Annotated in this window: 26 protein-coding genes; 14 read left to right on the forward strand and 12 right to left on the reverse strand. The window is 66.5% G+C overall.

Features of this window, described 5'->3' with window-relative positions; genetic code table 11:
- The first annotated feature begins 48 nt into the window (after positions 1–48).
- Positions 49–585, forward strand: coding sequence for a hypothetical protein (locus ACFXHA_RS02145; protein ID WP_379352171.1), 537 nt, complete (start codon positions 49–51; stop codon positions 583–585).
- Here ACFXHA_RS02145 and ACFXHA_RS02150 read toward each other — a convergent pair.
- Complete coding sequence (locus ACFXHA_RS02150) at positions 570–1,157, reverse strand: dihydrofolate reductase family protein (RefSeq protein ID WP_379352172.1); 588 nt, start codon at positions 1,155–1,157, stop codon at positions 570–572. The two genes, ACFXHA_RS02145 and ACFXHA_RS02150, sit on opposite strands and share 16 nt — an antisense overlap.
- A gap of 160 nt (positions 1,158–1,317) precedes the next feature.
- Here ACFXHA_RS02150 and ACFXHA_RS02155 point away from each other — a divergent pair, with 160 nt between their 5' ends.
- Positions 1,318–2,295, forward strand: a complete 978-nt coding sequence (locus tag ACFXHA_RS02155) for a sigma-70 family RNA polymerase sigma factor (protein ID WP_379352173.1) — start codon at positions 1,318–1,320, stop codon at positions 2,293–2,295.
- Here ACFXHA_RS02155 and ACFXHA_RS02160 read toward each other — a convergent pair.
- Positions 2,292–2,903 carry a TetR/AcrR family transcriptional regulator gene (locus tag ACFXHA_RS02160; protein WP_379352174.1) on the reverse strand — a complete coding sequence of 204 codons (612 nt, stop codon included), beginning with the start codon at positions 2,901–2,903 and terminating at the stop codon, positions 2,292–2,294. The genes ACFXHA_RS02155 and ACFXHA_RS02160 overlap by 4 nt on opposite strands.
- A gap of 113 nt (positions 2,904–3,016) precedes the next feature.
- On the opposite strand from ACFXHA_RS02160, the gene ACFXHA_RS02165 reads away from it, so the two are divergent.
- From ACFXHA_RS02165 to ACFXHA_RS02175, 3 genes are read left to right on the forward strand one after another with little or no spacing between them, the layout of a single operon-like run.
- Entirely contained in the window at positions 3,017–3,991 is a 975-nt protein-coding gene (locus ACFXHA_RS02165) for an oxidoreductase (protein WP_379352175.1), read from the forward strand.
- A gap of 53 nt (positions 3,992–4,044) precedes the next feature.
- Entirely contained in the window at positions 4,045–4,665 is a 621-nt protein-coding gene (locus ACFXHA_RS02170; RefSeq protein ID WP_379352176.1) for a hypothetical protein, read from the forward strand.
- A gap of 22 nt (positions 4,666–4,687) precedes the next feature.
- Positions 4,688–6,049: a cytochrome P450 gene (locus ACFXHA_RS02175; protein WP_379352177.1), complete on the forward strand. Its 1,362-nt coding sequence runs from the start codon at positions 4,688–4,690 to the stop codon at positions 6,047–6,049.
- Positions 6,050–6,071: 22 nt separating this feature from the next.
- Here the strand turns inward: ACFXHA_RS02175 and ACFXHA_RS02180 are convergent, their stop codons facing one another.
- Complete coding sequence (locus tag ACFXHA_RS02180) at positions 6,072–7,154, reverse strand: hypothetical protein (RefSeq protein ID WP_379352178.1); 1,083 nt, start codon at positions 7,152–7,154, stop codon at positions 6,072–6,074.
- 108 nt (positions 7,155–7,262) lie between these two features.
- Here ACFXHA_RS02180 and ACFXHA_RS02185 point away from each other — a divergent pair, with 108 nt between their 5' ends.
- The 4 genes from ACFXHA_RS02185 (at position 7,263) to ACFXHA_RS02200 (ending at position 11,650) form a co-directional block, all read left to right on the forward strand.
- On the forward strand, positions 7,263–8,495 hold the full coding sequence (locus ACFXHA_RS02185) for a lipase family protein (protein WP_379352179.1): 1,233 nt from the start codon (positions 7,263–7,265) through the stop codon (positions 8,493–8,495).
- 134 nt (positions 8,496–8,629) lie between these two features.
- Positions 8,630–9,592, forward strand: a complete 963-nt coding sequence (locus ACFXHA_RS02190) for an alpha/beta hydrolase (RefSeq protein ID WP_379353409.1) — start codon at positions 8,630–8,632, stop codon at positions 9,590–9,592.
- A 122-nt stretch (positions 9,593–9,714) separates the two neighbouring features.
- Positions 9,715–10,986 carry a lipase family protein gene (locus tag ACFXHA_RS02195; protein WP_379352180.1) on the forward strand — a complete coding sequence of 424 codons (1,272 nt, stop codon included), beginning with the start codon at positions 9,715–9,717 and terminating at the stop codon, positions 10,984–10,986.
- A 118-nt stretch (positions 10,987–11,104) separates the two neighbouring features.
- Positions 11,105–11,650: a hypothetical protein gene (locus ACFXHA_RS02200; RefSeq protein ID WP_379352181.1), complete on the forward strand. Its 546-nt coding sequence runs from the start codon at positions 11,105–11,107 to the stop codon at positions 11,648–11,650.
- On the opposite strand, the gene ACFXHA_RS02205 is transcribed toward ACFXHA_RS02200, so the two are convergent.
- The gene (locus tag ACFXHA_RS02205; RefSeq protein WP_379353411.1) at positions 11,597–13,210 is read right to left on the reverse strand and encodes a PucR family transcriptional regulator; all 1,614 of its coding nucleotides are present in this window, start codon (positions 13,208–13,210) and stop codon (positions 11,597–11,599) included. The genes ACFXHA_RS02200 and ACFXHA_RS02205 overlap by 54 nt on opposite strands.
- Before the next feature lie 312 nt (positions 13,211–13,522).
- Here ACFXHA_RS02205 and pruA point away from each other — a divergent pair, with 312 nt between their 5' ends.
- Both pruA and ACFXHA_RS02215 read left to right on the forward strand, forming a co-directional pair.
- On the forward strand, positions 13,523–15,181 hold the full coding sequence (gene pruA / locus ACFXHA_RS02210) for an L-glutamate gamma-semialdehyde dehydrogenase (protein ID WP_379352182.1): 1,659 nt from the start codon (positions 13,523–13,525) through the stop codon (positions 15,179–15,181).
- Positions 15,178–16,140 (forward strand): proline dehydrogenase family protein, encoded by a 963-nt coding sequence (locus ACFXHA_RS02215; protein WP_379353413.1) that lies wholly within the window; start codon positions 15,178–15,180, stop codon positions 16,138–16,140. The genes pruA and ACFXHA_RS02215 overlap by 4 nt, the downstream gene beginning before the upstream one ends.
- A 24-nt stretch (positions 16,141–16,164) precedes the next feature.
- Here the strand turns inward: ACFXHA_RS02215 and hsaA are convergent, their stop codons facing one another.
- Entirely contained in the window at positions 16,165–17,355 is a 1,191-nt protein-coding gene (gene hsaA, locus ACFXHA_RS02220; RefSeq protein ID WP_379353415.1) for a 3-hydroxy-9,10-secoandrosta-1,3,5(10)-triene-9,17-dione monooxygenase oxygenase subunit, read from the reverse strand.
- A 319-nt stretch (positions 17,356–17,674) separates the two neighbouring features.
- On the opposite strand from hsaA, the gene ACFXHA_RS02225 reads away from it, so the two are divergent.
- Positions 17,675–19,102 (forward strand): amino acid permease, encoded by a 1,428-nt coding sequence (locus ACFXHA_RS02225; protein WP_379352183.1) that lies wholly within the window; start codon positions 17,675–17,677, stop codon positions 19,100–19,102.
- A gap of 51 nt (positions 19,103–19,153) precedes the next feature.
- Here the strand turns inward: ACFXHA_RS02225 and ACFXHA_RS02230 are convergent, their stop codons facing one another.
- The gene (locus tag ACFXHA_RS02230; protein ID WP_379352184.1) at positions 19,154–19,624 is read right to left on the reverse strand and encodes a hypothetical protein; all 471 of its coding nucleotides are present in this window, start codon (positions 19,622–19,624) and stop codon (positions 19,154–19,156) included.
- Positions 19,625–19,765: 141 nt separating this feature from the next.
- Positions 19,766–21,139 (reverse strand): FAD-dependent monooxygenase, encoded by a 1,374-nt coding sequence (locus tag ACFXHA_RS02235; protein WP_379352185.1) that lies wholly within the window; start codon positions 21,137–21,139, stop codon positions 19,766–19,768.
- A gap of 35 nt (positions 21,140–21,174) precedes the next feature.
- On the opposite strand from ACFXHA_RS02235, the gene ACFXHA_RS02240 reads away from it, so the two are divergent.
- Positions 21,175–21,861, forward strand: a complete 687-nt coding sequence (locus ACFXHA_RS02240; protein ID WP_379352186.1) for a TetR/AcrR family transcriptional regulator — start codon at positions 21,175–21,177, stop codon at positions 21,859–21,861.
- A 9-nt stretch (positions 21,862–21,870) separates the two neighbouring features.
- Here the strand turns inward: ACFXHA_RS02240 and ACFXHA_RS02245 are convergent, their stop codons facing one another.
- The 5 genes from ACFXHA_RS02245 to ACFXHA_RS02265 form a co-directional block, all read right to left on the reverse strand.
- A complete protein-coding gene (locus ACFXHA_RS02245; RefSeq protein ID WP_379352187.1) occupies positions 21,871–22,533 on the reverse strand; it encodes an HAD-IA family hydrolase in 663 nt (220 codons plus the stop codon).
- A gap of 67 nt (positions 22,534–22,600) precedes the next feature.
- Entirely contained in the window at positions 22,601–23,644 is a 1,044-nt protein-coding gene (locus tag ACFXHA_RS02250; protein ID WP_379352188.1) for a mechanosensitive ion channel family protein, read from the reverse strand.
- A gap of 109 nt (positions 23,645–23,753) precedes the next feature.
- On the reverse strand, positions 23,754–24,668 hold the full coding sequence (locus ACFXHA_RS02255) for an EamA family transporter (protein ID WP_379352189.1): 915 nt from the start codon (positions 24,666–24,668) through the stop codon (positions 23,754–23,756).
- A gap of 232 nt (positions 24,669–24,900) precedes the next feature.
- Positions 24,901–25,113: a DUF397 domain-containing protein gene (locus ACFXHA_RS02260; RefSeq protein ID WP_379352190.1), complete on the reverse strand. Its 213-nt coding sequence runs from the start codon at positions 25,111–25,113 to the stop codon at positions 24,901–24,903.
- Complete coding sequence (locus tag ACFXHA_RS02265; RefSeq protein WP_379352191.1) at positions 25,110–26,423, reverse strand: helix-turn-helix domain-containing protein; 1,314 nt, start codon at positions 26,421–26,423, stop codon at positions 25,110–25,112. Before ACFXHA_RS02265 ends, ACFXHA_RS02260 begins: the two co-directional genes overlap by 4 nt.
- Between ACFXHA_RS02265 and ACFXHA_RS02270 the strand changes: the two genes are divergently transcribed.
- Positions 26,343–26,549 carry a hypothetical protein gene (locus ACFXHA_RS02270; protein WP_379353487.1) on the forward strand — a complete coding sequence of 69 codons (207 nt, stop codon included), beginning with the start codon at positions 26,343–26,345 and terminating at the stop codon, positions 26,547–26,549. The genes ACFXHA_RS02265 and ACFXHA_RS02270 overlap by 81 nt on opposite strands.
- Positions 26,550–26,594 lie beyond the last annotated feature (45 nt).

Genomic DNA, 26,594 nt, shown 5'->3' on the forward strand with positions numbered 1-26,594 from the left:
CGGAACTAATCGTTCCGATACTGAGTGGTTTCGAGATCGGAGAAGGTCATGTCCAGCAGACTCGAAAACGACGGTCATGCCCGACAGGGCTCGGTGAAGGCGGCGGTCGGTGTCGCAGAGGTCCCGGACAGCGCCCTCGCCCTGACGTCCCTGCCGGTGATCGACTACGCGGACCAGTTCACGCTCTCGACGAATCTTCGAGCGACACCGGAACAATGGGCGCGAGCCATGTTCGGCGATGTCCCCAGCATCGCCGAACGATTCATCTGGCAGGCGCTGCTCGGCCTGCGTCTGCTGCCCGGGCCGTCGCGCTCCGCCGTCGCGGGTTGGCGCATTGCCGACGGTGGATCGGATTGGATCCGTCTCGAGGCCTCCGGTCCGATGGTCGGAAACCTGGTGGTGCGCACGGCATCCGGGCAGGTGTCGCTGACCACGTTGATCCACTATGTGCGTGGACGGGGCCGGATGGTGTGGCCGCGGTTGTCGGCCGTGCACCGGCTGCTGGCTCCGGGTCTGCTCCGGGACGCCGCGACCGCGATCGCCACGCACCCGGAACCGGCCGGTACGGCTTATCCGAAGGTGTAGGTGTGGAACAGCAGTCCGTCACCGAGTTTTCGGGTGTCGAGTGGGTGCAGCGGCTGTTCGGCGGTGGTTTCGTCGAAGAGCCGCAAGCCCTTTCCCAGCACGGCTGGGAACACCACCAGTCGTAGTTCGTCGGCGAGGTGCTGCGCGATCAGGGTGCGGATGAGCTGGTAGCTGCCGTAGACGAGGATTTCCCCGGCCACCCGTCGCTTCAGCTCCGCAATCTCTTTTGCCGCATCACCGTTGAGGATCACGGTGTTGTTCCAGCGCGGATCCTCGAGCGTCGAGGACACCACGTATTTGGGGATGTTGTTCATCGTGTCCGCCCACTCGGGGCTGACACGGTCCGCCGCATCCTCGTTCATGCGCGAGGCGAACCACTCGGTGCTGCGTCTGCCCAGCAGTAGCGCGTCGGCACCCACTACTTCCGCCGTCTCCCGGACTGCCCAGGCCTCGAGGTCCCGGCGTCCCACGAATCGGTGGAACCAGCCACCGCATTCGAAGCCTTCCTCACCGTCCGGGTCCTGGACCACCCCGTCGAGGGTGGCGTTGGCGCTGATGACGATCTTTCCCATTTCCGTGCTCCTTGGACGATGTTGTCGGTAGCACTGGTTCAGACGCCGCAGCATCGGGAAAGGGGGCGCGCCCCCTTCGTAGTCCGGGCGGCGTCCATACAGCATGGAACTGCACACGAGGAATCACCTTGCGGGAGTGGCGTTGGCGCGAACGGATCTGATGTCGAGGGCGAAGGCAGGTGACGGCGAGGCGTTTCGGGCGCTGACCGAGCCGCATCGTCGCGAGCTGCAGGTGCACTGCTATCGGATGCTCGGCTCGTTCCAGGATGCCGAGGACGCGCTGCAGGACACGATGCTCGCCGCGTGGCGAGGTCTGGAAGGGTTCGACGGGCGCGCCGCACTGCGCACCTGGCTCTACCGCATTGCCACCAACCGTTGTCTGGATGTGTTGCGTGCCGCGCGCCGACGGCCGGCAAAGCAGTGGGACATCCCGGGAATCGAACCGCCGGAACCCACTCGGCTCGGTGAAATCCCTTGGCTGGAGCCCTATCCCGACGCTCTGCTGGAGGGTGCGATCAATGTGCCGCTGGGCCCGGAGGCGCGCTACGAGCAGACCGAATCGATTTCCCTGGCCTTCGTGACCGCCCTGCAGATCCTGCCGCCACGCCAGCTCACCGTCCTCATCCTGCGTGACGTGCTCGGATTCCACGCCGACGAAGTAGCCGAAATGCTCGAAACGACAGTCGAATCGGTCAAGAGCGCCCTCAAACGCGCACGGTCGGGAATGCAGCGCAGCCTGCCGGGAACCGGTGGCGAGCAACCGCCCGTCGGCGACTCACCGGCCGAGGACGCGCTGGTGGCGAAGTTCGTCAGCGCCTACGAATCCGCCGACATCAAGGCGCTGGTGGAGTTGCTGACCGGCGACGTGTTCATGTCGATGCCACCGATCCCGCTGGAATACCAGGGTCGAGACATCGTGGCCCGCTTCTGCGCACTGGTTTTCGCGTCGGCGCGAAGCTTCGTCCTCGTGCCGACACGAGCCAACGGTCAGCCCGCGTTCGGGGTCTACCAGCGCACGTCCGATGGAATCCACGGCACGGGTCTGTTGGTCATCACGCTCGCCGGTGACCAGGTCTCCGCCATGACCATTTTCGACGATACGGTTCTCCCCGCGTTCGGCTTGCCGTCGCAGTACTAGGCGTCCTCGGGCGGGACGACACCCGAGGACAGCGCATCGGTGACCATGTGCGCGATGGTCTGCGCGAGCAGCGGTGTGCGCGCGGGGTTTTCATCGAGCATGATCTGCCAGGTGAACAGCGGTCCGAGCAGGAGCCCGTGCACGAGCGCGGGGTCGGGGCGGCCGGGCAGTTCGCCGCGCTCCATGGCGCGGTCGATGACACCGGTGACAATGGACCGCTCGACCGCGAGATACGTGTCGGTGAACCGGGTTTGCAGCGCGGGGTCGGCGTAGATGTCGGCGAGCAGACCCACCATCACCCCGGCCTGGGTATGCACGAGCCGATCCCCGAACCATGCCGCGAGCGCCGTGACATCGCCCCGCAGCGACCCGGTGTCCGTGGGCGGCGTCTCGCCCATCCCGTGCAGGATCACCGCGAAGATCATCTCCTGCTTGCTCGAATAGCGCCGATAGATCGCCGCCTTACCCACCCCCGCCCGCGCGGCGACCGCGTCGACAGTGAGCGTTCCATACCCCTGCTCTGCCAACAGGGCCCGGACCGCGACGGCGATGGCCTGGTCCACCCGTCCATCGCGCGGCCGCCCGCCCGCCTGCCCCTGCTTCGCCATCCCGGCATCATACGAGACTGCCGGTATCGTTTCGATAGTTCGTACCGGTGCTTGCCTCGGCGCGCTAATGTCGTTGGTTTAGAACAAGATCGACAGTGGCAGGAAGACGCGCTATGGGTAAGAAGACTGTGCCGTGGACGGCCGACGATATCCCAGATCTCCACGGGCGCACCGCCATTGTGACCGGCGCGAATGCCGGTCTCGGGTTCGAGACCGCGCGGCAGTTGGCTGCCCACGGTGCACGGGTGGTGCTCGGCTGCCGCAATTCCACGAAGGCCGAGGCGGCGGTATCGGCCATTCGGGCGAGTGTGGCCGGGGCCGAATTGTCGTTCGTGGAACTGGATCTGGCGTCTCAGGAGTCGGTGCGCAAGGCGGCGACGCGACTGCACGACGAGTTCGAGCAGGTTGATCTGCTGGTGAACAATGCGGGCGCCTTGAACCGGCGGCGGGCGGTCACCGAGGACGGGATCGAAACCACATTCGCCACAAACCATTTGGGGCCGTTCACGTTCACCGGGCAGATCCTGGATCTGTTGCTGGCCGCTCCCGCGGCACGGGTGGTCACCGTCACCAGCGGTTCGGCCAAACAGCACCGCAATACGCTCGATCTCGATGACCTGTTCTTCGAACGACACAAATACCGGGGATTGGCGGCCTACGAGCAATCCAAGCTGGCCAACGCCCTGTTCGCGTTCGAGTTGCAGCGGCGACTCAACGGGACCGCGACGGGATTGGTCTCGGTGGCAGCGCATCCAGGCGCGGCCGAGTCTGATTTCGCGCAGAATCTCGGGCCGGCGGTGGCCTTCCTGTCGCGGCCGCCGATTCGGCGGGTGTTCCGGATTTTCATGCAGACGGTCGAAATGGGTGCGCTGCCGTCGTTGCGGGCGGCCACCGATCCGGGTGTGCGTGGTGGGGAGTTGTTCGGGCCCAGTGGCGTCAGCAAGGGACATCCGGTGATCAACAAGGTGGGAACGCAGGCGAGCGATCCCGCATTGGCCGCCGCACTGTGGGCGGAGTCCGAGCGGCTGACGGGAGTCACCTTCCGATTCGACGAGGTCGCGGACGAGCCTGTGGCCCAAGCGGATTAGACCCGTTGCGGTAGGGTTTCGACCCAGCGTAAATCAAGATCGGAGTGAGATTCATGGGTGGGGCAAACTTCTCGCGGAAGTGGGCGTGGATCGCGGGTGCCGGAGTAGTGGTCGTCGCCATCGCTGTCGCGGTTGCCGTGACGGTGCACAGTAAGTCGTCCGATTCCAAGGCGGTGGGACCGACCTACCCCAATCCGAGCGACGAGTGTGCACTGATCTCGACCGCCACGCTCAATCAGCTCGCGCCGGGGGCGGTGTGCAAACGCAGTCCCGGAACTCCGCTGAATCCCGACGAGATCGTCCGCACACCCAGTTGGACGGTGGAATCCTTCACTCGTCCGACGAGCATCCAGCTGACGCTGCAATTGGTTTCGAAGTCCGGGGCGCTGTATGACCGGACCAAGTCTTCGCTGACGAGCACCTACGAATCCCAGTTGACCAACCCGACCTCCACGGCCATCGCCGGAACCGATCTCGGTCCACAGGTGCAGGCGGGATTCATGATCAGCGGCGCCTCCAAGTCGATCACCGGGCGCAGCGATGCGCACCTGCTGCTCTGGTCGGGAAACGCGGTCGTCACCCTCTCCTTCAACGATTTCACCGATCCCGTCGCCATTGCGGCCGCCGCGAAAACGATCGCCACCGACATCGCCGTCAACCTGAAAAGTTCGTGATCGCCCGCAGGAGGGTTCTACTTTGCCCAGAACACAATTCGTCGCCGCACCTCCGGTCGGCAGCGATCTGAAACAGATCAGCGGACCGGCGACGAACTGGATCGCGCAACTCCTCCGGCAACGGCGCGATCCGGTCGCCGCCTCGCGCGAGGATGAGGCCACCTACGGTCCGGTGTTCGTGCTCAACATGTTCGGCAGCAAGTGGATCATCGCCAACGGTCCCGACGCCGCCCAGCAGATTCTGATGAACAAGGACCGGGTCTTCGCCAACGGTCCGGCCTGGGCTCCGCTCAACGGTCCGTTCTTCGAACGCGGTCTGCTGATGCTCGATTTCGACGAGCATCGCAGCCACCGTTCGATCATGCAGCAGGCGTTCGGCCGCAGTGCGCTGACCTCGTATCTCCGGTCACTGCACCGCATTGCCGAACGCCATGTCGGTGAGATTCCGGAAGGCAGTGTGGCCGAGGGCAATCCGGTGCTGATGCACAAGTATCTCGAGCGGCTGACCCTCGATGTCGCCCTGGAGGTCTTCATGGGCGTGAAGCTGCCGCGGGACGAGGCCACCGCGCTCAGCCGGACCATCATCGACACCCTGCACGCGGGCGGGTCCATGGTCCGCGTCGCGATCCCCGGCAACAAATGGTGGCGCGGCCTACGTGGACGTCGCACCCTGGAGGCCTTCCTCGGCGCGCGGATCACCGCGGCCCGCCAGGAGCAGGGCACCGACCTGCTGTCGATGCTGTGCCACGCCACCGGTGAGGACGGCACCCGCCTGACCGACCAGGACATCATCAACCACATGATCTTCCTGCTGGCGGCGGCCCACGACACCGCCACCGGCACCTTGACCAGCATGGTCTATTACATGGCCAAGTACCCCGAGTGGCAGAAGCGCACGCGGGAGCGCTCACTCGAGCTGCCCGATGAACTCGGCTTCGACGAACTGGCCGAACTCACCGAGCTGGAGTGGATTCTCAAGGAGACGACCCGGCTGCACACGCCGATCCAGATCGAGCCGCGCGCGGCCGTCGAGGACACGGAGGTGTGTGGCTACCACATTCCCAAGGGGTCGCTGGTCGTCGTTCCCACCGGGGCCAACCACTATCGCCCCGAGATCTTCTCCCGGCCCGAGGAATTCGACCCTGACCGGTTCTCCGACGATCGTGCCGAGCACAAGAGCCACCGGATGGCGTGGGCTCCGTTCGGCGCCGGGCCGCATAAATGCCTCGGCCAGCATTTCGCCGGGCTCGAGATCAAGATGGTGCTGCACCATCTGCTCCGGAAGTTCGAGTGGGAAGTCCCCGAGGACTACGTCATGCCGGTCGATATGAGCGCTACACCGCTGCCTGAGGACTCCTTGCCGATTACCCTGCGACGGCGCTGAACACCGCCGGGGTCGACCCGAGTTACGGCAGGGCGTGCAGCCAGAGTCTGCTGCGGTCATCATCGGTGGTGGCCAGCAGCAGACCCGACCGCAACGTGGTCATGCGCGCGCTGGGTGAGCTGACGGGCAGTGGAATCTGTTGCCAGTCGGTGCAATCGGTGGTCACGGACTGCAGTGCCACGGTGTGGTCGAGGGCGACCAGGCTCAATACTCGGGTGGCGGCGGGCATCACCTGCTGGACGTCGACGGCGGCGGCGCTCGGACCTGAGATCGGGTCGGCGGTGGGGGAGGCCCAGCACAGGACGTGCGGCGTCGCCCCGATGGCTTGACCGAAGACCGTGCACGCGGTAGCTCCGCACCCGACGCCGGTGGCGGCGGCGCTGCTGCCCGCCAGATCGTGACGCTGCCAGGCGACGCCGTCGGGTGAAGTCCATTGCAGCGGGTGGATGAGGGTGTCGCGCAGCGTTTCTCCGACGATCACGAAGCCGCCGGGTCCGGTGGTCACGGCCGCCGCGCCGGTCTGCTCACCGGGTTCCGAGGACAGCGCCGGGTCGTCGGCGTGGCGAACCCAGTCGGCACCGTTGCCGGAGGTCCAGAACGCCGCCCCGTAGCGGCCCCCGGGCCCGTCCCAATCGCCGATCAACAGATCGGTGCCTCGCAGTGCCGCTGCCGCACTCACCGCGATGGCGTGCGGGCCGCCGAACATCTCCATCGCCTGCGGGTATTCGGTGAGCCCACCCGCATCCCCGCTCCAGATGGTCATGCGCGGATTGGCGTGCGCACCACCGAAAGCCTGACCCAACACCACCGTCTGATCGCCGGCTCCGGCCGAGATGAGTTCCGCGAGTTTGGCATACGGGCTTTCCCCGCGGACCGGCACCGACTTCCAGTGGTTGCCGTCGGTGGTGGTCCAGGCAGCGGGAGTACGGCCGTCCGCGACGGGGATCGAGCCCAGGGCGAGCACCCCATCGGCGGTGGGTACGAATTCCAGGACGCGGGCGTCGTGCTGAGGTGCGGACAGTTCCCGCCAGGGTGAGTCGGGAGTGCGGGCGGCGCAGCCGGTGGTCAGCGCGAGAACCGCCACGAAGACGACCGACCACCTCATTCCGACACTGTGCCAGAACCACGCCCGTCGGTGCACCGAAACCCGGGCTATCGCCGCGCCGAGGCAAATCCGAAAGCATGACCGTTCGGTATGCGACGATCCGGAATCGTGACAATCCGGGCATTACGGATATGGATCTTCGCGGCACTGGCGAGCGTCCTGGTGCCCGCGTTCGCACAGGCCAATCCGTTGGTGGATCTCATAGCGCCGCAGCATGATCCGGCGGCCATCATGCCGACGCCGCGGACCGATCCGTTCTATACGCCCAAGCCGGGCTTCGAGGCGAAGCCGGCGGGGTCGATGCTGGCGGTTCGGGTGGCGGGCGGGCTGTTCCCGACAGCGCGTTCGCTCGAGCTGCTGGTGCGTTCCACCGACTCGCACGGTCAGCCGGTTCCGGTGGTCACCACGCTGCTGCTGCCGTACGCACCTTGGCGAGGGTCCGGCGCGAGACCGCTGGTGTCCTACAACATTCCGATCTCCTCGGTCGGGCATTCGTGCGCGCCCTCGACCGAGTTGAAGCGCGGCGTCTCGGCCGATCTGCTGGCGATTCAGTTGCTGCTGGCCAAGAACTACGCGGTCGTGATCCCCGACCATCAGGGCCCGCGGCAGGCGTACGCGGCCGGACTCATGGGCGGGCATGCCGTCCTCGATTCGATCAGGGCGGTGACCCGGACGCCGATGCCGGGGTTGAGTCCGGCGACGCCGGTGGTGCTGACCGGGTATTCCGGCGGCGCGATCGCGACCAGCTGGGCCGCGCAACTCGCTCCCGCCTATGCGCCGGAGATTCGCTTGGTGGGCGCGATGATCGGCGGCAATCCGGCGGATTACGAGTTGCTGCTGCCGCGCATGGACGGGGTGAATTTCGCGTCGGGTGTGCTGCTGGCGGCGGCATTGGGGCTCGGGCGCGAGTATCCGGAGTTGCTGGATCTGCTCAATGACAATGGCTGGCGGGTGGCGAAGTTGTTCCGCGACATCTGCATTTCGCAGGAGACCGCGCTCGGGGTGATCGCGCCGCTGCGGGCCGATCAGCTCTCGGATGTGCCGGATCCGACGAAACTGCCGATGGTGCAACAGATTATGCGGGAGAACCGGCCGGGTGCGGTCGCCCCGGCGGTTCCGGTGTTCCTGTTCCACGGGGTCAATGAGATCTGGATTCCGTTCGAGGGCGCACTGCATCTGTTCGACGAGTGGTGTGCGCGCGGGGCACGGGTGCGGTTGCAGCCGTTTCCGGGTGAGCATTTCCTGGTGGGCGCGTTGTCGATTCCGCTGACGAACGGCTGGGTCGAGCAGTTGCTGGCCGGGCGGCTGGTGCCGCCGGGCTGTACCGGACCCGGCCACTGACCGGTCACCGTGATATGGCTAACAGTTAGCTAAGTTCATGCGGCGTCGCTTCGATTGAGTCGAGTTCATTTCACTTAGCATCCGAAATGTTCGGACAGTCGGATCCTGATGAATGGACAGCGATGACCGCCGATATGCGCAGGACCGCGGCCGCGGCACTCACTTTGATGGCGTTGGTGATATCCGGGACCGGCATCGCAAGGGCTGATCCGCCAACCGAATCCACCATCGTGGATATGCGGGACGTAAGTCCGAACCGATCACAACTCACGGTGTATTCCGCGGCCATGGGCCGGACTGCCACGGTGGATGTGCTGCATCCCGCCGACAATGGGCCGCGACCCACTTACTACCTGCTCGACGGCGTGGACTCCGGTGCGGGGGAGACGAATTGGACGCAGAAGACCGATATCGTCCCGTTCTTCGCGGACAAGCGGGTGAATGTGGTGTTGCCGGTCGGAGGGCGCGGCAGTTTCTATTCCGACTGGGAGCGGCCCGATCCCGGGCTGGGCGGGGTGCAACGGTGGGAGACGTTCCTGACCCGGGAACTGCCGCCGCTGATCGACGCGCGTTTCGCGGGCAACGGTCGCAATGCCATCGGCGGGTTGTCGATGGGCGCGCTGTCGGCGGCCACGCTGACCACCCGGTATCCGGAGCTGTATCGGGGATTCGCGGCCTTCAGCGGCTGCTTGGACACTGTCAGCGCGAATGCCAAACTGGCCATTCGCAATTCGATCGGCTGGGTGGGCGGCAATCCGGACAATATGTGGGGTCCGGACGGTGATCCGGCGTGGGCCGAGCACGATCCGCTGGCTCGCGCGGCCGCGCTGCGCGGCAAGGCGGTGTACATCTCGGCGGGCAGCGGGACGCCCGGGCCGGAATCGCTGACCGACCCGCTCATGCCGCAGGCGGTGACTTTCGGCGCGGTGCTGGAGTATCTGGTGCGCGGCTGTACCGAGACCTTTCAGCAGCGGCTGCGGGAACTGGATGTGCCCGCGACGGTCGTCCTGCATCCGGAGGGCACGCATTCCTGGCCGTATTGGCAACAGGATCTGCACGATTCATGGCCGCTGCTGGAGTCCGCGCTGACGGATTGACGCGCAGGGACCTGTGCCGCCGAGGAATTATCGAGACTTTCGGCGTGTCGCAATCGGTCGCGCGGCCGGGAAGCCCGACAGTGCTATCGGCAACTTCGTAGCGACCCACTGGAGGTCCCGTGATGACCGCCGTGATTCGTCGCGGCGCGGCCGGTTCTCCCGTCCGCCGTCTGATCGCGCTCGGTGCACTGCTCGTCCTGCTCGGTGCACTGCTCGTCCTGCTCGGTGCACTGCCTGTCCCGCTGCTGGTCGCCCCCTCCGCGGGCGCGTCACCGCTCTATCCCACACCGGATCCCGATCCGTTCTACGAACCCCCGGCCGATATCGCGGCCAAGGCTAACGGCGACGTGCTGGCCGTGCGGACGATGCCGCCCCTACCGACCTTCCCGGGCGTCACCGTGACCCTGGTGAAGTTCCGTTCCACCAACTCCGCGGGCAACCCGATCGCCGCGACCACCACTCTGCTGCGCCCGGCCTCGGCCGTCCCCGGCGGGCCGCTGCTGTCGTATCAGCACATCATCAACGCGCTGGGCACCAAATGCGCTGTCTCCCATGTGCTCTACACGCAGGACCCGAATCTGGCGGTGCGGGAGGCCCCGATCCTCAACGGCCTGCTGTTGCGGGGATGGTCGATCGCGCTGCCCGATCATCTGGGCCCCACCATCGCCTACGGCGCGGCGCGACTGGGCGGCATGATCACCCTCGACGGCATTCGCGCCGTCCGCCGGGTCCGCGAACTCGGCCTGGATACGAGTCCGGTTGCGCTACTGGGCTATTCCGGCGGCGGCATGGCGACCGCCTGGGCGGCGGCCCTGCAACCCCGCTACGCACCCGAACTGCGGCTCGCCGGGGCGGCGGCGGGCGGGGTCCCGATGAACCTGGTCAAAATGATCGAAACCCTCGGCTACCAACATCATCCGGTGTTCGGCCTGGCCGCGGCCGCCGCGATCGGCCTGGAGCGCGAGTACCCCACCCAACTGCCCGTCAGCGACAATATGAACTCGGCCGGACTGACCCTGCGCAACGCCATCGCCAACGGCTGCACCAACGAGATCCTCGTCGCCGGTGCCGGCCACAGCGCCCTCGACTTCGCCGCTTCCACCTCGCTGATCCAGGATCCGATCGCCCGACATGTGGTGGAGGACAACAGCCTCGAACTCTCCGACGCCCTCCCCGCGACCCCGATCTTCGAATGGCATTCCCCGCAGGATGCCCTGATCCCGGTCGACGCCATCACCAACACGATGCACCGCTACTGTGCCGCCGGCGTCCCCGTACAGTCCGAATTGTTCCCCAGCCCCGACCACCTCACCACCGCGGTCCTGGGTGCCCCGGCAGCAGTCACCTGGATCGACGCCCGCTTCCGCGGCGACCCGCCCCCCTCGAACTGCTAGGCCGATTTCTGGGCGGGCTGATCGGTTCGGTGGGCGCCGAAGTGTCGGCGGCATAGCGTGGGGCATGCTGAATTTTCCGGTTCCGGGCGTTCCTGATGCGACGGAGGGTGTCGCGTGGTTGCGAGCGAATGTGGTGCGTTTCAGTGAGGGTGAGACCCACACGCGCAGGCGCGCTCTCGTCGAGAACGAGTTGCGGGGTGTGGATGTCGACTCGTTGCGGATCGGTGCGGGCAGTCCCACCGCGAAATTGGCGGTGGCACTGGGACTGTCACCGAGCGTCGAGGGCGACGTCGCTCTGGTCGCGCTGTCCTATCAGCCGCATATGAGTGTCACCGTCGAAGCGGATCTGGCGGTCGCGCGTTTGGTGGCCGCGTGTGGCGGGGTGGCCGATGAAGTGACGGCCAACCGGATAGGGCTGCTCGTGCAGGCGCATGCGGCGACCGCGGCGTTGATCGAGGGGCGCAATCCGCCGGTGCCCACTACTCGTCGGGTCGTGCCGTCGGGTGAGGTCGTGGAAGTGGACCTCACCGGCCGGCCGTTCGGCGAAGGCCGGCACGCCTGTCCGGGGCGATTGCACGCTATGGCCTTGGCGGACGCGGCGATTGCCGACCTAGGGCCGGGCGACGGTGCGGCGGTGGCGGGAGAGTTGGAGTTCCAGGAGTAGGCGGTCGGCGGGGTCGTCGAGGTCGATGCCGGTGATGTCCTGGGCGCGGCGGAGGCGGTAGCGCAGGGTGTTCGGGTGGATGTTGAGGGCGGTGGCGGCGGCTCGGACGTCGCCGTGGTGGCGGAGGTAGTGGGTGAGGGTGTCTTCGAGTTGGGCGGCGTGGGAGGTGTCGTAGTCGAACAGGGCGGTGAGGCGGGGGTCGTGGAGTTCGGGGCGGGCGGCGATCAGGTCGAGGATTTCGCCGAGCAGGACGGCGGTGCGGGATTCGGCGAGGGTGGTGACGCGGTCGCGGGGGAAGGTGGTGGCGGTGGAGTCCAGGACGCGGTCGACCTCGAGCCGGGCGCGGGCGACCGCGGCGAGGTCGGGGACGGGAATCGCGATGGCGGCACGCAGGATCAGGGCGCTGGCGGATTCGAGTTGCTCCACGAGCTGGCGGGTCCAGGCGGTGACGGCGCGCGCGGACTGGTAGCGCGGCAGCAGGATGTAGGCGCGGTCGCCGATGCGGGTGGCCAGGGAGTCGCGGCGAAATGCCCCGGCGCGCAGGCGAAGTGCGCTGCCGAGGGTGTCGCGGTCGCGGGCGGTGGGTGTGTCGCCGGTGAGTGCGAAGCCGATGACGGCGGCCGGGCCGGTGACGGGGATGCCGAGCGCGCCGGCCACCGAGGGCACGTCGACGCCGTCGCCGTGCGCGCCGAACAGTCGCTGGATCAGCAGTGCCTCGGTCGAGGGTGCGTCCAGACTGCGGGTGATGATGCGGGCCGCGATCGCGGACGCACCACGCAGCACCTCGGCCGCACCCGGTTTGAACGGTTGCTCACCCTCCTGCAACCAGATCGAGCCGAGCACACTGTCGTCCCCGGGCCGCCGAATCCCCACGGCCAGCCGATGTTTGATGTCGAGTTGAGCCGGGACATCGATCACTTCGTCGGTTTGCCGCAGGCGGTCGAAGACTCCCCACTGTTGCAGGATGCGCAGATAGTCGCGGGGTCCCTCCCGCCCGAGGATGGATTGGATCCGCATCCGATCGGCGGCCTCGTTCGACGCCGAGTAGGCCAGCACATGTGACCGCGCGTCCTCGATGCTCACCATGCCGCCCGCGTTCTGGGCGATGATCTGCGCCAGCCCGAAAAGATCCGTATCCGCGCCCAGCAGATCCTGATCCGCGCTGTCGCGCGCGCGGTCGGTGCGGTCGAGCATCCGCCGGATCAGCGGATACACATGATCCCAGCGCGCCCGCGGATGCACCGCGACGACGGCGACGCCCACTCGCGCCGCTGCCTGCTGGAATGCGTCCGATTCGGCGGCCGTCTTGGTCAGAACGACGCGTGGGCGCTGCCCGGGCGCCCGGCTCTCGACCTCGCCCAGCCAGCGCACCGCCTCCGCCTCGGCGATGCCCACCTGCAGATAGATGTCCGACATCGGTGCGTTCGCAACGGTTTCCGACGCCAGGTCCGAGCTGTCGACCAGCGCCACCGAACGCACGAGCACTTCATCCCCGAGGGGCGCGTGGATGAGTTCCACCAGGGTGGTGCCGAGCGCACCCACCAGATCCCGCAACGCCACGCCGGTCGGACCCGACGATGGAATGGGCTGAGCGCGCGATGGAGTGGGCTGAGCGCGCGCGGAATCGGACGGTGGCTTGCGAGCACTGCCCTGTTCGGTGTGGGTCACGATCTTGCCTCCGATGCTCCGGCCTGGTCGACGGGATGAGGATCCGGGCGCGGTGCTTCGGGCCTGGCGAGATCCGCCGTTCAGCCGAACGTACAACACATTGGGTGGGGCTTTGGCCGATCGGCTCAATATTCGCGGGCCGCTTCGGGGTTGACTCGGCGTCATCGCTGCGTGGCTCGGGCCACCTATCGCCAGGAGGATGTCATGGACGCTGTCACGGTCACTCCGACCCCGGTGAACGAACCGGTGGGGACATTCGCACCCGGGAGCGGGGAGAGAAAACGGCTACAGGGCAAGCTGGCCGAACTCGCCGGGACCGCGATCGAGATTCCGCACGTGATCGCGGGCAAGGAGCGGCGCAGTTCGGGGGAGGTGCTCGATGTGGTGCAGCCGCATCGACACTCGGCGGTGCTGGGGACGATCACGGTGGCCGAGGCGCGCGATACCGCCGAGGCGATCGAGGCGGCAACCGCGGCCGCACCGGGCTGGCGGGCGTTGTCGTTCGATGAGCGGGCGGCGGTGTTCTTGCGGGCGGCCGACCTGCTGTCGGGGCCGTGGCGGGAGACGATAGCCGCGGCGACCATGCTGGGGCAGTCGAAGACCGCGTATCAGGCCGAGATCGACGCACCGTGCGAGCTGGTGGATTTCTGGCGGTTCAACGTGCACTTCGCGCGCGAGATTCTGGCGGAGCAGCCGATCTCGGTGCCGGGAGTGTGGAATCGGGCGGAGTATCGGCCGCTGGAAGGGTTCGTGTACGCGGTCACGCCGTTCAATTTCACGGCGATCGCGGGGAATCTGCCGACCGCGCCCGCCTTGATGGGCAATACGGTGGTGTGGAAACCGTCTCCTACGCAGGCGTTTTCGGCGTACTTCACGATGCGGCTGCTGGAAGCGGCGGGGCTGCCGCCCGGCGTGATCAATCTGGTGCACGGGCACGGGCCGGAGGTGTCTGCGGTGGCGCTGGCCGATCGGCGACTGGCGGGGATCCATTTCACCGGGTCGACGGGGACGTTCCAGCATTTGTGGCGGTCGGTGGCGGAGAATATCGCCGGGTACGACACCTATCCGCGGCTGGTCGGGGAGACCGGCGGTAAGGATTTCGTGGTCGCGCACAGTTCGGCGGATCCGAAGGTGTTGAGTACCGCGCTGATTCGTGGTGCGTTCGACTATCAAGGCCAGAAGTGTTCGGCGGCGTCGCGCGCGTTCATCCCGAAGTCGGTGTGGTCGAAGATGTCCGGTGATTTCCTCGCGGCAGTGTCGGAGCTGAGCTACGGGGACGTCACCGATTTCACCAATTACGGTGGGGCGCTGATCGATCGACGCGCCTTCGACCGGAATGTGGCCGCGCTCGAGCGGGCCAAAGCGACACCGAGCCTTACCGTACTCACCGGTGGCCGCGCCGACGACAGTGTCGGCTGGTTCGTGGAGCCGACCGTGCTGCTGGGTGAGGATCCGAGCGACGAAGCCTTCCGCACCGAGTACTTCGGTCCGATTCTCGCCGTGCACGTGTACGACGATTCGACTCCGGACGGGTTCGAGAACGTCCTGGGTCTGGTCGACCGGGGCTCGCCCTACAGCCTCACGGGTGCCGTGATCGCGCAGGACCGGGCCGCCGTCGCCACCGCTTCCGAACGACTTCGTTTCGCGGCGGGCAATTTCTACATCAATGACAAGCCGACCGGCGCGGTGGTCGGGCAGCAGCCTTTCGGTGGCGCGCGGGCTTCGGGCACCAATGACAAGGCCGGGTCGCCGCAGAACCTGATGCGCTGGACCTCGACCCGGACGATCAAGGAGACCTTCGTGCCGCCGACCGACCACCGGTATCCGCATCAGGAGGTCGCGATGGAAGTGGGGGAGCGCTGATGTTCACCACCGTCATGCGTCCCGCCTTGCTGGCGGCCTCCCGCTCCCCGCGGGTGGAACGCACCGTCACCTCGATGGCGACGACCCGGAAGATGGTGCGGCGCTTCGTCGCCGGAGAGACCGAGGCGCAGGCGGCCGAGGTCACCGCCGACCTGCTCGGCTCGGGCCGGTACGCGAGCATCGACTATCTGGGCGAGGACACCACCGATATCGAGCGGGCGCGCGCGACCGTCTCGCACTATCTGGCCTTGCTGGGGACCCTGGAGGAGTTGCCGGGGTCGACGGGAACGGTGCGGCCGCTGGAGGTTTCGCTCAAACTCTCGGCGCTCGGCCAGTCGCTGCCCCGCGACGGGCACGCGATCGCTCTCGAACACGCCCACAAGATCTGCACCGCCGCGGCGGCCGCGGGCGTGTGGGTGACCGTGGATGCCGAGGACCACACCACGACCGATTCGACGCTGGGTGTCGTGCGGGCGCTGCGGGAGGATTTCCCGTGGGTGGGCACGGTGTTGCAGGCCTATCTGATGCGCACCGAGGGCGACTGCCGTGACTTCTCGGGGCCGGGATCGCGAATCCGCCTGTGCAAGGGCGCGTACAGGGAACCTGGCGAGGTGGCCTATCAGGATCGGGACGCGGTCGACGCGTCATATCTGCGCTGCCTCGACATCCTCATGGGCGGCCTGGGCTACCCGATGATCGCCACCCATGACCCGGTCATGCTCGAGGCAGCCGCCGGCTACCTGCGCTCCGGCCGTCGTGGCGTCGACGGGTTCGAATTCCAGATGCTCTACGGCATCCGCGATGACGAACAGCGGCGGCTCGTCGGCACCGGCGCGCACCTGCGCACCTATGTGCCCTACGGCGATCAGTGGTACGGCTATTTCATGCGCCGCCTCGCCGAGCGCCCGGCCAATCTCGCGTTCTTCCTGCGATCCTTCGGTCCGGGCGCACGACGTTAGGCCGTCACACCGTAATCGGCTGCGTCACACCATCATCAGGAGCGGGTCGAGGCCGAACTTGTACTTGCCGTACATGTCGTAGACCTTCTCCGCCTCGTTGGTGGCCTGCACGCGGGCCGCGCGGGCGTCCCGGAACAGTCGCTGCAGCGGCGTGCCCTTGGCCAGGGCCGCCGCACCGGCGGATTCCATGAACACGTCGATCGCGGCGACACAGCGCTGGGTGGCGCGCACCTGGTCACGGCGGGCGTCCAGGCGGGTGTCGATGGTGGGTTCGCCACCGGCGAGGATGGTTTCGTACTCCTCGACGATGTGACCCGAGAGCTGCCGCCACGAGGCGTCGATGTCACTGGTCACCCGGCCCACCCGCTCGGTGACGTACGGGTCGTTCTTGGCCTGCTCGCCCGCGAAGGCGATCCGCCAGCGCTCGCGCTGGTAGTCGATGTAGACATCGCGCGCGCCCTCGGCCATACCGAGTACCGGGGTGGAGATGCCGGTCGGCATGATGGTGCCCCACGGCATGCGGTAGACCGGTTCGGCATTGACCTGCACGCCCGGCATCGAGCCGTCGTTCATGGCCTGGAAGCTGAGGAACCGGTGTTCGGGGACGAAAACGTCCTGCACCATCAGCGTATTGGAGCCGGTGCCGGCCAAACCGAAGGTGTCCCACACGTTGTCGATCGTGAAGTCCGACTTGGGGATCAGGAAGCTGCCGAACAGCGGAAAGCCGTCGACCACGATGGGTGCGCCGTCGGCGAGCACCGGGCCGCCGACGAGAGCCCAGTCGGCGTGGTCGCAGCCCGAGGAGTAGCGCCACGCGCCGCTGAGGCGGAAGCCGCCTTCGACCTTCAGGCCCGCGCCCATCGGGGCGTAGGAGGAGCACACCAGGGCCTCCTGGTTCTCACCCCAAACCTCCTGCTGCGCTTGCTGATCGAACAGCGCGATATGCCACGGGTGGATGCCGAGCACGCTCGAGACCCAGCCGGTGGAGCCGCACGCCCGGGACAGGCGGCGGATGGCGTCGTAGACGATCACCGGCTCGGCGGCGAATCCGCCCCACTGGGTGGGCTGCATCAGCTTGAAGAAGCCGGTCGCGCGTAGGTCGGCGATCGTCTCGTCGGGGATGCGCCGCAGATCCTCGGTCTCCTGTGCGCGTTCGCGCAACACGGGTAGCAGCTTCTCGATTCGGTCGAGCACTTCGTGCTCGTACACGCCCAGGGTCACGTGGACTGAACCCCCACCTTGTCAATTCGAATAGAACACGTTTCGATTCGAAGGTTAGAGCACGCGTGCGGGCTTCGCCTACCGAAACCGCGCCGCCACAAGACGTTCCGCGCATGATCGCAGCTCCGGGGGCTACGCGACGCGCGGGACAGGCCGAGGGTGGGCGCTTTGGCCGGTCGGACAACGATTCTGAACTTTATTTAACCAATCGCCCGATCACAGCCGCATGCGTGGTCCGATTAGCTGATCTAGCTCGAGTGTGACCTGCGTTACTCGCATCGGCGCGGGACGCAGCGGAACGAAAGGATCCCGCATGTCCATTGCGGAACTGCGCGGCCAGATCTTGCGTCGCAAACCGATCGCGGAGATCGACGACGACACGCCCGCCGACGAACGGCTGTCCAAACACCTCGGCCTGTGGCAGCTGACGGCGATCGGGGTGGGCGGCATCATCGGCGCGGGCATCTTCGCGCTGGCCGGGTCGGTGGCCAACAAGACCACGGGGCCTTCGGTTCTCATCTCGTTCCTGATCGCCGGTGTGGCCAGCGCGTGTGCGGCCCTGTGCTACGCGGAATTCGCGGGCATGGTGCCGAAGGCCGGATCGGCCTACACCTACGGGTATGTGTCGCTCGGTGAACTGGCCGGATGGTTCATCGGGTGGGATCTGCTGCTCGAGTACGTGGCGGTGGCGGCGGTGGTCGCCATCGGGGTATCGGGGTACTTCAACTTCCTGTTGGATCAAATCGGAATCACGTTGCCGCACTGGATGCTCGGGGCGGCGGGGACCGGCGACGGGCACAAGGTCGACGTGTTCGCGATCCTGTTCTGTCTGGGCAGCGCGTGGGTGCTCTCGCGCGGGATCCGCAGTGTGGGACGGTTCGAGACGGTCGCGGTGGGAATCAAGGTGGCGATCGTGCTGCTGATCATCGTGCTCGGGGTGTTCAAGATCAATACCGCGAACTATCACCCCTACTTCCCGTACGGGACCGGTGCGGTGTGGACGGGTGCGGCGACGGTGTTCTTCGCGGTGTTCGGGTATGACGCCATGAGTACCGCGGCCGAGGAGTCCAAAGAGGCGAAAAAGCATCTGCCCAAGGCGATCATCTACTCCCTGGCGATCGCCATGGTGCTCTACGTGCTGGCCTGCCTGGTGCTGACCGGCATGCAGAAGTACACCGACATCAGCCCGACCAGTGGCTTCTCCACCGCGTTCAAATCCGCGGGGATGGGCAGCGTCGCGAACATCATCGCGATCGGCGCGATCGTCGGCATCATCACCGTGGTGCTCACCTTCATGCTGGGCGTGACCCGCGTCTGGTTCGCCATGAGCCGGGACGGGCTGCTGCCCGCCTGGTTCGCCAAGACCCACCCGGTCCGCAAGGTGCCCACCCGGGTGACCTGGATCGTCGGCATCGGCTCGGCCATCCTGGCCGGACTGCTGAAGATCAATGTCGTTGCGGAACTGACCAATATCGGCATTCTGATGGCGTTCATCGTGGTCAGCATCTCGGTGATCGTGCTGCGCTACACCCGCCCCGACGAACCGCGCGAATTCCGGCTGCCGCTCATGCCGGTCGTCCCGATCGTGGGTATCGGCTTCTCGATCTACCTGATCTGGTCGCTGCCCTGGGAGACCTGGGTGCGCTTCGCGGCCTGGCTGGTCATCGGCCTGGTCATCTACTTCGGCTACTCCCGCTTCCACTCCCGGCTGGCGCGCCCGGTCGGGGCCGAGAACGGCTGAGCCGCAACGACTCCGGGCGGCGCACCGACGCCGGCGCCGCCCGGGGACCTCTCAGTACTCGTGTTGCTTTCCCAGTAGCAGGATGATCGTCAGCAGGGGGAAGGGCAGGGACCGCGCGGTGAAGGCCAGGCTCGACGGGTGCGAGTAGTAGAACTCGTCGATCGGGATCGATGCGAGGGTCACCGCGAGTGCTTGTCCCGCCAGGACCAGGGCCGAGGTGCCGATCAGCAGGTAGCGGCCGTAAAGCAGTCGGCAGCAGAGCATTACGACCCCCACCCCCAGTGCGACGGAGATGAGCCCGAAGCACACCGCGACGATCTGCAGTACCTCCGTCGCCGTCCAGCCGAAATAGCGCATGTTGTCGAATTTGGGCTCGTCCGAGGTGAACAGGTCCACCATCGATTCCAGGCACCAGATGATCGCCCCGGCGCTCGCCAGCACAATCGCGAGACCCCGCCGCCATTCCCGCGTCGCCCGCCAGACCCCGCGCGATTCCCGCGGCAGTTGTTCGTTGTCGATCATGATCCCTCCCCGGTGGGCCGTCCTCCACGGCACCGGGAACGACAGTAGCGGCCGATTCGGCAGGGACTGCGGGAGAAATGCGGAGATCGTGTGGGGAACCGTGCGGCACTGCCATTGCGGGATGCCCTGGGCCACAGGGCGTTAGCTGTACGAGCTGCTCACGAATCCGTCGGGGCGGACCAGTAGCGTCCCATACGGCCAGCCGTCCACGAGATGGACCGGAACGTCGGCTTCCACGTCAAGATCGGCGGTGACTATGCACCAGCGTGATTCGACGAGATCCAGCGTGGACACGCCGTCGGCCACCCACAGGTGCGGTAGGCGGGAACCTGGCGAGCCGTCGAGTGCGAGAGCGACGTCCTCGGTGGAGGGGAGTTCCGCGCCACCGTAGCGATAACCCGTGTGCACCACCGGCGCATTGATCGCGCCCACCGCCTTGCGTGCCTCGGCCATGTCCTTTCCCCAGTGCAGCGACGGATCGTTGAAGCGCAGGCGCGCCTGCTCCATCGTCATGAGGGCTACCGGATGGCGTTCGGCGTGATAGGTCTCCAGCAGCTCGGGCCCGGCGTCACCGCGGAGGACGTGCGCGAGCTTCCAGGCCAGGTTGTGCGCGTCTGCGATGCCGGTGTTCAGCCCGAACGCGCCCAGCGGCGGGATCGCATGGGCTGCGTCGCCGACCAGGAAGACGCGTCCGACGGAGAGTCGATCGGCGACCTGGCCGCGTCCTCGGAATCGCAGCACGCTGCGGATCTCCACCTCGATCGACGGGTCGCCGAGCGCGGTGCGGAGGAGGTCGGGGGTCGGCTCGGTGTCGAGGTGGGTGAGGAACACCCATTCGCGGTCACCGTCGACGGTCACCAGCAGGCCGGTCGCGTCCGGATGGTCGATATTGCACATTGCGAACGGCTTTCGCGGCTGCAGCTCGGCATCGAACAGGACGCTGGTCGTCTCCCGGCCCATGACACCGGGGCCGGTGACGCCGACACCGAGGATCTCCCGAACTCGGCTGCGTACGCCGTCGGCGGCCACCAGATAGCGCGCCCGCACCACGCGCCCATCGGACAGGGTTGCCGTGACGCCGTCGGAATCCTGCTCGAAAGTGTCGAGCGCGACGCCGAATTCCACGTCGCCCGCCCGGGTGATCAGGACGCGGTCGAGTCTGTTCTGTGCGCAGGTGCCGCGGATCCGGGCCGGTGTGTAGGTCATCTCGGCGACGACTTTCGCTTTCCATTCCGCGGCGTCGGCGAAGTCGGCGTCGGCGAGGGTGCGACCTCGGATCTTCCCCGCTCGCAGGTCGACCGCGGCCTCGTTGACCGCCGGCTCCAGGCCGACCTCGCGCAGAATCTCCATCGATCGCGACCCGATGCCAGTGGCCCTGGGGTGCGGTGAGAGATCCGGCTTCGCTTCGACGACAAGGGTTTCGACGCCATGGTGGCGCAACAGCACCGCGAGCATCAGCCCGACGGATCCGCCGCCTGCGATCAGAACATCAGTGGATACAGTGTGCCCGTTCATGGGAACACTGTATCCATGTCTGTAGACTCCTGTCCATGTCGCTTATCTGGGAACGTGACCCCTACCGGCCGAAAAGCCAGGCCCTGAGCGTGGAGCGCATCGTGGACGCGTCCATTGCCCTCGCCGACGCCGAGGGGCTGGACGCGGTATCGATGCGTCGTGTCGCCGGCGAGCTCTCGACCGGCACGACCACCCTCTACCGTTACGTGGACAGCCGCGACGATCTGCTCGACCTCATGGCGGATGCGGTCCAGGACGACCACCCGGCACTGACCGGGGATTGGCGCGCGGACCTCGAGGCTTACGCCCACCACGAACGCGAGCTGTGGCTGCGGCACGGTTGGCTCGCCCCGCTATTGGCCACCCGGCCCTCACTCGGCCCGAACTGGCTGCGCGGCCTGGAACATGCGCTCGCCGCAGCCGCCCCACTCACCTCCGACATCGCAGCAGCAGCCTCGACCGTCGGGCTGATCAGGGACTACATCCGTGGCGCGGTCATGCGTGAACTCGCCGAGAAGGAGACCCAGCGGCGCACCGGCCAGACCGAAGACGAGTGGCGCGCCGCCGTCGCTCCCTACCTGCGCAAGATCATCGAGAGCGGCGCGTACCCCCGGGTCGCCCACATGACCGAAGCCGCCGATCTCAGCCCGGCAGAACAGTTTTCCCACGGCCTGGGCCGAATCCTCACCGGAATAGCGGACTCCCAGCCGACGTCGCCCTGAGCTGGCGGGTCAGGGGAGGACGTTGATGGTGATGAGGCCGGTGGGGGCGGCCTGGATTCGAATTTGAGTCAGGTCGCGGACGTGGGCTGTGGGGGTGAAGGCGATTGCTCGGGGGCCGACGCCGATGACGCGCATACCGGCGGATTTGGCGGCTTCGATGCCCGCTTCGGAGTCTTCGAAGACGATGCAGTCGTCGGGGGAGAGGCCGAGTTCGGCTGCGCCCTTGAGGAATCCCTCGGGGTGGGGCTTGCTGACCGAGACCGATTCGGCGGTGATCCGGATCGAGGGAAGAGGCAACCCCGCTGCGCCCATACGCTTTTCGGTGAGCGGGATGTTGGCGGAGGTCACCAGGGCATGCGGCAGGTCCGCCACGGCCGCCATGAATTCGGGGGCGCCGGGGACGGGGACGATGCCGTCGACGATGCCGGTTTCCTGCTCCAGCATTCGCGCGTTGTCGGCGTGATTGAGTTCCACCGGGCGGTCGGGCAGCAACGCGGCCATCGTCGCCCAGCCCTGGCGGCCGTGAGCGACGGCCAGCACCTCGGCGATCGGCAGGCCGTGTTCCTCGGCCCAGCCGCGCCACAGGAACTCCACCACGGCTTCCGAATTCACCAGGGTGCTGTCCATATCGAGCAGAAGTCCACGAGCCTCGAGCGTAGCGTCAGCCGTCATAGACTGGTTATAACCGGAATGGGCAGCAGGCACAAGATCGTCGATGGAGCAGCACTCCGCCGGGAAATCAGTGTTCGAGGGCCGGAATCGACGTCTCCCGGGTTACGGGCAGGGCCTCCGGGAGCTTTCGCGCAAAGTACTCCTGGAGCTCACCGCGGATCTCGGCGCACAGTTGACCCGAATCGATCGACTCGGCGACGGTGGCACTGATCTTCAAGCGCAGGAACGCCGCGTTCGGCTCGGATTCCGCGACCGTCACCGACCAGTCGAGCCGATCCCAGAGGGTCGATGCCTCGAGGATCTCCCGGACCTTCTCGCGCACCTGCGACACCGGGGTCGCCAGGTCGACATTCACGAAGGTCTCGGCCCGCACCCCCAGGTGGATACGCGACCAGTTCTCGAACGACTTGCTGGTGAAGAAGGTCACCGGCACGATCAATCGCCGGTAGTCCGGCCGCATCACCACGACATAGGTCAGCGCGATCTGCTCGACCGTGCCGGTCTGCCCGTCGACCACAACCGTGTCACCGATGCGGACGACATCACCGAAGGCGATCTGAAGTCCGGCGAAGAAGCTGCCCAGCATGCTCTGCGCAGCGATGCCGACCACCAGGCTGAGCAAGGTGGCCGAGGCGAACAGGCTGGTGGCGATCGGGCGAGTGGCCGGGAAGGACAGCAGGATGAAAATTCCGGTGGCCAGCCAGATGATCACCGCGGCCGCGCTGTCGAAAACACTGAGCTGCGTGCGAATTCGTTGCAGCCGTTGCGGATCGGACTTCACGCGTTGCCTCATCCGGGAGGCCAGGATGGCGATGAGGACGGCCGCGACCCGCGCGGCGAGCCAACCCAGCGCCATCATCAGCAGGACGTTGAGTCCCATCCCGACCCAGCGCCCGAGGTGCAGGACCGATTCCAGCACCGCGTCATAGGCGCGTGCCATCGCCACGACGACTACCGCCACGGCGGGTGGCCTGCAGGCGTTGAGCCGGTCCAGGACATCGGAATCGGCCTTGCCGGCCGCGACCCGCCGTGCAATGAGCCGGTTGAGCACCCAGCCCAGTACCGAGGTCGCCACCACGATCGCTACTGCCGCGAGCGCCAATCCGAGCATGAGACCTCCGTGGGAGAGGGCAGAGTCGGTCCTCAGCATTCTTAATGCGAATCGTTCAGTTTTCATGGATTTCCGGGGCGCGCCCACCTCGCGCATCAACCGGCCGGGATCACCGCCGGGCGGGAAGAGTCAGCAGGGCAAGGGCGCCGGCCAGGATCAACATGCCGGCCCAGGAGGTGAGGGGGAGGCGTTCACCGACGACTATTACGCCGAGCATGGCCGCGACAGCGGGTTCGACGAGGGTGAGTGTGGTGGCCGTTTCCACGCTGGCGCGGCGCAGGCCGTACCCGAACAGGCGGTAGGCGAGGAAGGTGGTGACGACCGCCAGATGCAGGGCGACAGCTGCGCCGCGAGGCGTGGCGAGCCAACCGGTCCCGGCGGTGAGGACCACCGGCAGGACCAGGACGGCGGCAAGGCCGAACATGGTGCCCATCACGGTGTTCGAGGGGTGGTCGCGGACGATCAAGGTGCTGCCGATCAGGGAGTAGACGGCATAGGTCAGGCCACCGGCGGTGGCGAGCGCGACACCGAGCAGGTCGATCGAGGTCGCCGAGTCCCCGAGCTGCGGGCCGAGTACCAGCAGAGTGCAACCGATTACGGCGAGCAAGGTGGCCAGGCACCACCTCCGACCGGGCCTGCCGCGCCCCGTCAACCAGGCCAACAAGCCCGCGAAGACGGGAGCACTGCCGAGCGCGACGACGGTGGCCACGGCCACACCGGTCCGCGCCACCGCCGGATAGAAGGTCACCGGATACCCGGCCACCGCGCAGGCCCCCAGCACCAGTAGCCAACGTTCGGACATACTGGGCCGCAATCGATTTCCGCGCCCGGCCAGGTAGAGCAACGAACCGCCGAGAACGAGCCCCGCCGAACCGATGGCGGCGGCGGGAGTTCCGGCGGGAGCCAGGGACGCCGCGGTACCGGTGGTACCCCAGCACACCGAGGCGATCAGAATGGGCGCGCTACCGCGCCACGAGGTGAAATGAGCGCGCGCAGCGGCGCGAGAGGTCGTGCGATTGGACACTGTCGAGAACTCCGTCGTCGAATTCCGGTGGGGAGGAATCGAAACGGGCGCACGACGAGAACCTGACTGCCGAGAAGGTCAGCCGGAGATTGAAGCGAAGCTCAGCCGATGCGCCCGATCAGGCGGCCGGCGGCGGCGTGACAGTGTGCCAGAAAGTACCCACGCCACGAGCGTACAAGAAGGGAGGCCGAGCATGATGCCCTGACCTCCCTGCGAAGAGCGTCTCCGACGATCAGTCCAGATCGAACCAACCGCCTTGCACCGCACTCGTGAACCGATCCCAGTCGACAGAAGCGAAGACGAGCACCGGACTCGTATCGCCCAACTTCGAATCCCTGACCGCGACCCGGCCGCCGCCCAGATGCGCAGCCTCCACACAGTCCCCACCCGAACTGCTGCTGTACGTGCTCTTGAACCAGCGTGCCCCGGACAGGTCAATGTTCACGCTCTGAACTCCTCGACTATGGACAGGATGAGTTGCCTGGTTGTGTCCTGGTCCAACGCTACTCGCGCGATCTCCCCGAAGGCGTTGCGATATCGGTCCACTTCACCTTCGCGTTCCAGATACAGATCTCCGGCATAGCCCTCCACAAAGACCATGGGCGGTTCGACCAACCCGGTGACCGGAAGCTTCGGAAACTCCAGCAGGGCAAACGATCCCACGAGGGAACCGAGGTGGCCGGGAGTCCTGAACCTCACCGCCCGGATCGAGACATGGTCGAGTTGCGAGAGGTCGACGAGCCGCTGCAGCTGATCGACCATCACGGCCGCGCCGCCGATGTCGTCGCGAAGCACCATCTCCGACAGCACAACGTCGACGGCGAATTCCTTGTCTTCCAGGCGGGTCTGTCGCCGGATCGCCATTTCGATGCGCTTTTCCAGCTGGTCGGTCGGCATCGCCGGATTTTCCGTCCAGGCCATGGCGCGGCGATACTCAGGCGTTTGCAGCAGGCCGGGGATCATCGCGAGCCGCCAGATGGCGAGCCGCCGAGCCGCCCGCTCCAGGACCACGTAGTGGTCGAATCCGGGGTTCATTTCGTCGGCGTAGGCACGCCACCAACCACCGCCGCGTTCTCGGGACGACCGGACCTCCTGGAGCAACCCGAGCAAGAGCTTCCGCTCAGAGTCGCTGGCACCGTACACATTGCAGAGCGCATTGATCTGGAAGGACGTCAATCGGGTGGACTGACCTTCCTCGGTGCGCGATATCGACTGCGGCGAGGTCTCAGCGGCCCTGGCGGCTTCGGCCTGGTTCATCCCCCGAGTGATCCGTAGCCGGCGCAGCTCTCGCCCCAAGGCCCGACGCGCGAGAGTGCTGCCAGAAACACCCATTTCGTTCGCCTCTCTTACGAGTGACACGATTTCTGGAGCCTGCCAGTTGGCAGCATCCAATTGATTCCTGCCGTACTGAAAGTACGCCGGAAACCGGTGGCGACGGAGGCATTGGCAATTCCGGATCATCTTGCTGGCGTGTCTACTTGGGGCATGTCGCACCTTCCGATCACGGATCATCGCGAATTGCCGGTCATGACAATCGAATACGCGCATTTGATTATGCAAAGGCACCGGAATTGTCTGGTTTCGGTGTGCGCGGTGAAGAACCAGGCCAAGCGGCGGCTGGTCGAGTGTGGCGCGCTCGTGCCTGCCGACGCTCCTCATGTTGGGAGTTGAGTTATGAAGCGAGCTTTCGGGCATGACATGCCGGATCATCCCGTGCTGAATCTCGAAGTGGCGCAGCGGGCTCTGGGGGAGCATGCCGAATGTGGTGATGAGTGCGAGGCGAAGCGGTACTTCGCGCGGCAGGTGCCCTATCTGGAAGGAGCTGCTCAGCCGGAGCGGACACGCGGCGGGACCAGCTGGAATATCTGGGGAGGGCAGTGATGGCGGGCCGGGGCGGCCCTGTGAATCTGCTGAAATCTGTTGTTC

Origin of the sequence: Nocardia sp. NPDC059240 (genome assembly GCF_042753865.1) — a bacterium.
GTDB lineage: Bacteria > Actinomycetota > Actinomycetes > Mycobacteriales > Mycobacteriaceae > Nocardia.

Coding starts and splice junctions, on each gene's coding strand:
- pruA (WP_379352182.1), top strand. CDS start 13,523: ATGGACGCTGTCACGGTCACTCCGACCCCGGTGAACGAACCGGTGGGG.
- ACFXHA_RS02190 (WP_379353409.1), top strand. CDS start 8,630: ATGCGCAGGACCGCGGCCGCGGCACTCACTTTGATGGCGTTGGTGATA.
- ACFXHA_RS02270 (WP_379353487.1), top strand. CDS start 26,343: ATGAAGCGAGCTTTCGGGCATGACATGCCGGATCATCCCGTGCTGAAT.
- ACFXHA_RS02240 (WP_379352186.1), top strand. CDS start 21,175: ATGTCGCTTATCTGGGAACGTGACCCCTACCGGCCGAAAAGCCAGGCC.
- ACFXHA_RS02170 (WP_379352176.1), top strand. CDS start 4,045: ATGGGTGGGGCAAACTTCTCGCGGAAGTGGGCGTGGATCGCGGGTGCC.
- ACFXHA_RS02235 (WP_379352185.1), bottom strand. CDS start 21,139: ATGAACGGGCACACTGTATCCACTGATGTTCTGATCGCAGGCGGCGGA.
- ACFXHA_RS02155 (WP_379352173.1), top strand. CDS start 1,318: ATGTCGAGGGCGAAGGCAGGTGACGGCGAGGCGTTTCGGGCGCTGACC.
- ACFXHA_RS02150 (WP_379352172.1), bottom strand. CDS start 1,157: ATGGGAAAGATCGTCATCAGCGCCAACGCCACCCTCGACGGGGTGGTC.
- ACFXHA_RS02195 (WP_379352180.1), top strand. CDS start 9,715: ATGACCGCCGTGATTCGTCGCGGCGCGGCCGGTTCTCCCGTCCGCCGT.
- ACFXHA_RS02145 (WP_379352171.1), top strand. CDS start 49: ATGTCCAGCAGACTCGAAAACGACGGTCATGCCCGACAGGGCTCGGTG.
- ACFXHA_RS02180 (WP_379352178.1), bottom strand. CDS start 7,154: ATGAGGTGGTCGGTCGTCTTCGTGGCGGTTCTCGCGCTGACCACCGGC.
- ACFXHA_RS02160 (WP_379352174.1), bottom strand. CDS start 2,903: ATGGCGAAGCAGGGGCAGGCGGGCGGGCGGCCGCGCGATGGACGGGTG.
- ACFXHA_RS02225 (WP_379352183.1), top strand. CDS start 17,675: ATGTCCATTGCGGAACTGCGCGGCCAGATCTTGCGTCGCAAACCGATC.
- ACFXHA_RS02250 (WP_379352188.1), bottom strand. CDS start 23,644: ATGCTCGGATTGGCGCTCGCGGCAGTAGCGATCGTGGTGGCGACCTCG.
- ACFXHA_RS02245 (WP_379352187.1), bottom strand. CDS start 22,533: ATGACGGCTGACGCTACGCTCGAGGCTCGTGGACTTCTGCTCGATATG.
- ACFXHA_RS02165 (WP_379352175.1), top strand. CDS start 3,017: ATGGGTAAGAAGACTGTGCCGTGGACGGCCGACGATATCCCAGATCTC.
- ACFXHA_RS02230 (WP_379352184.1), bottom strand. CDS start 19,624: ATGATCGACAACGAACAACTGCCGCGGGAATCGCGCGGGGTCTGGCGG.
- ACFXHA_RS02265 (WP_379352191.1), bottom strand. CDS start 26,423: ATGCTCCCCCAGAGCCCGCTGCGCCACTTCGAGATTCAGCACGGGATG.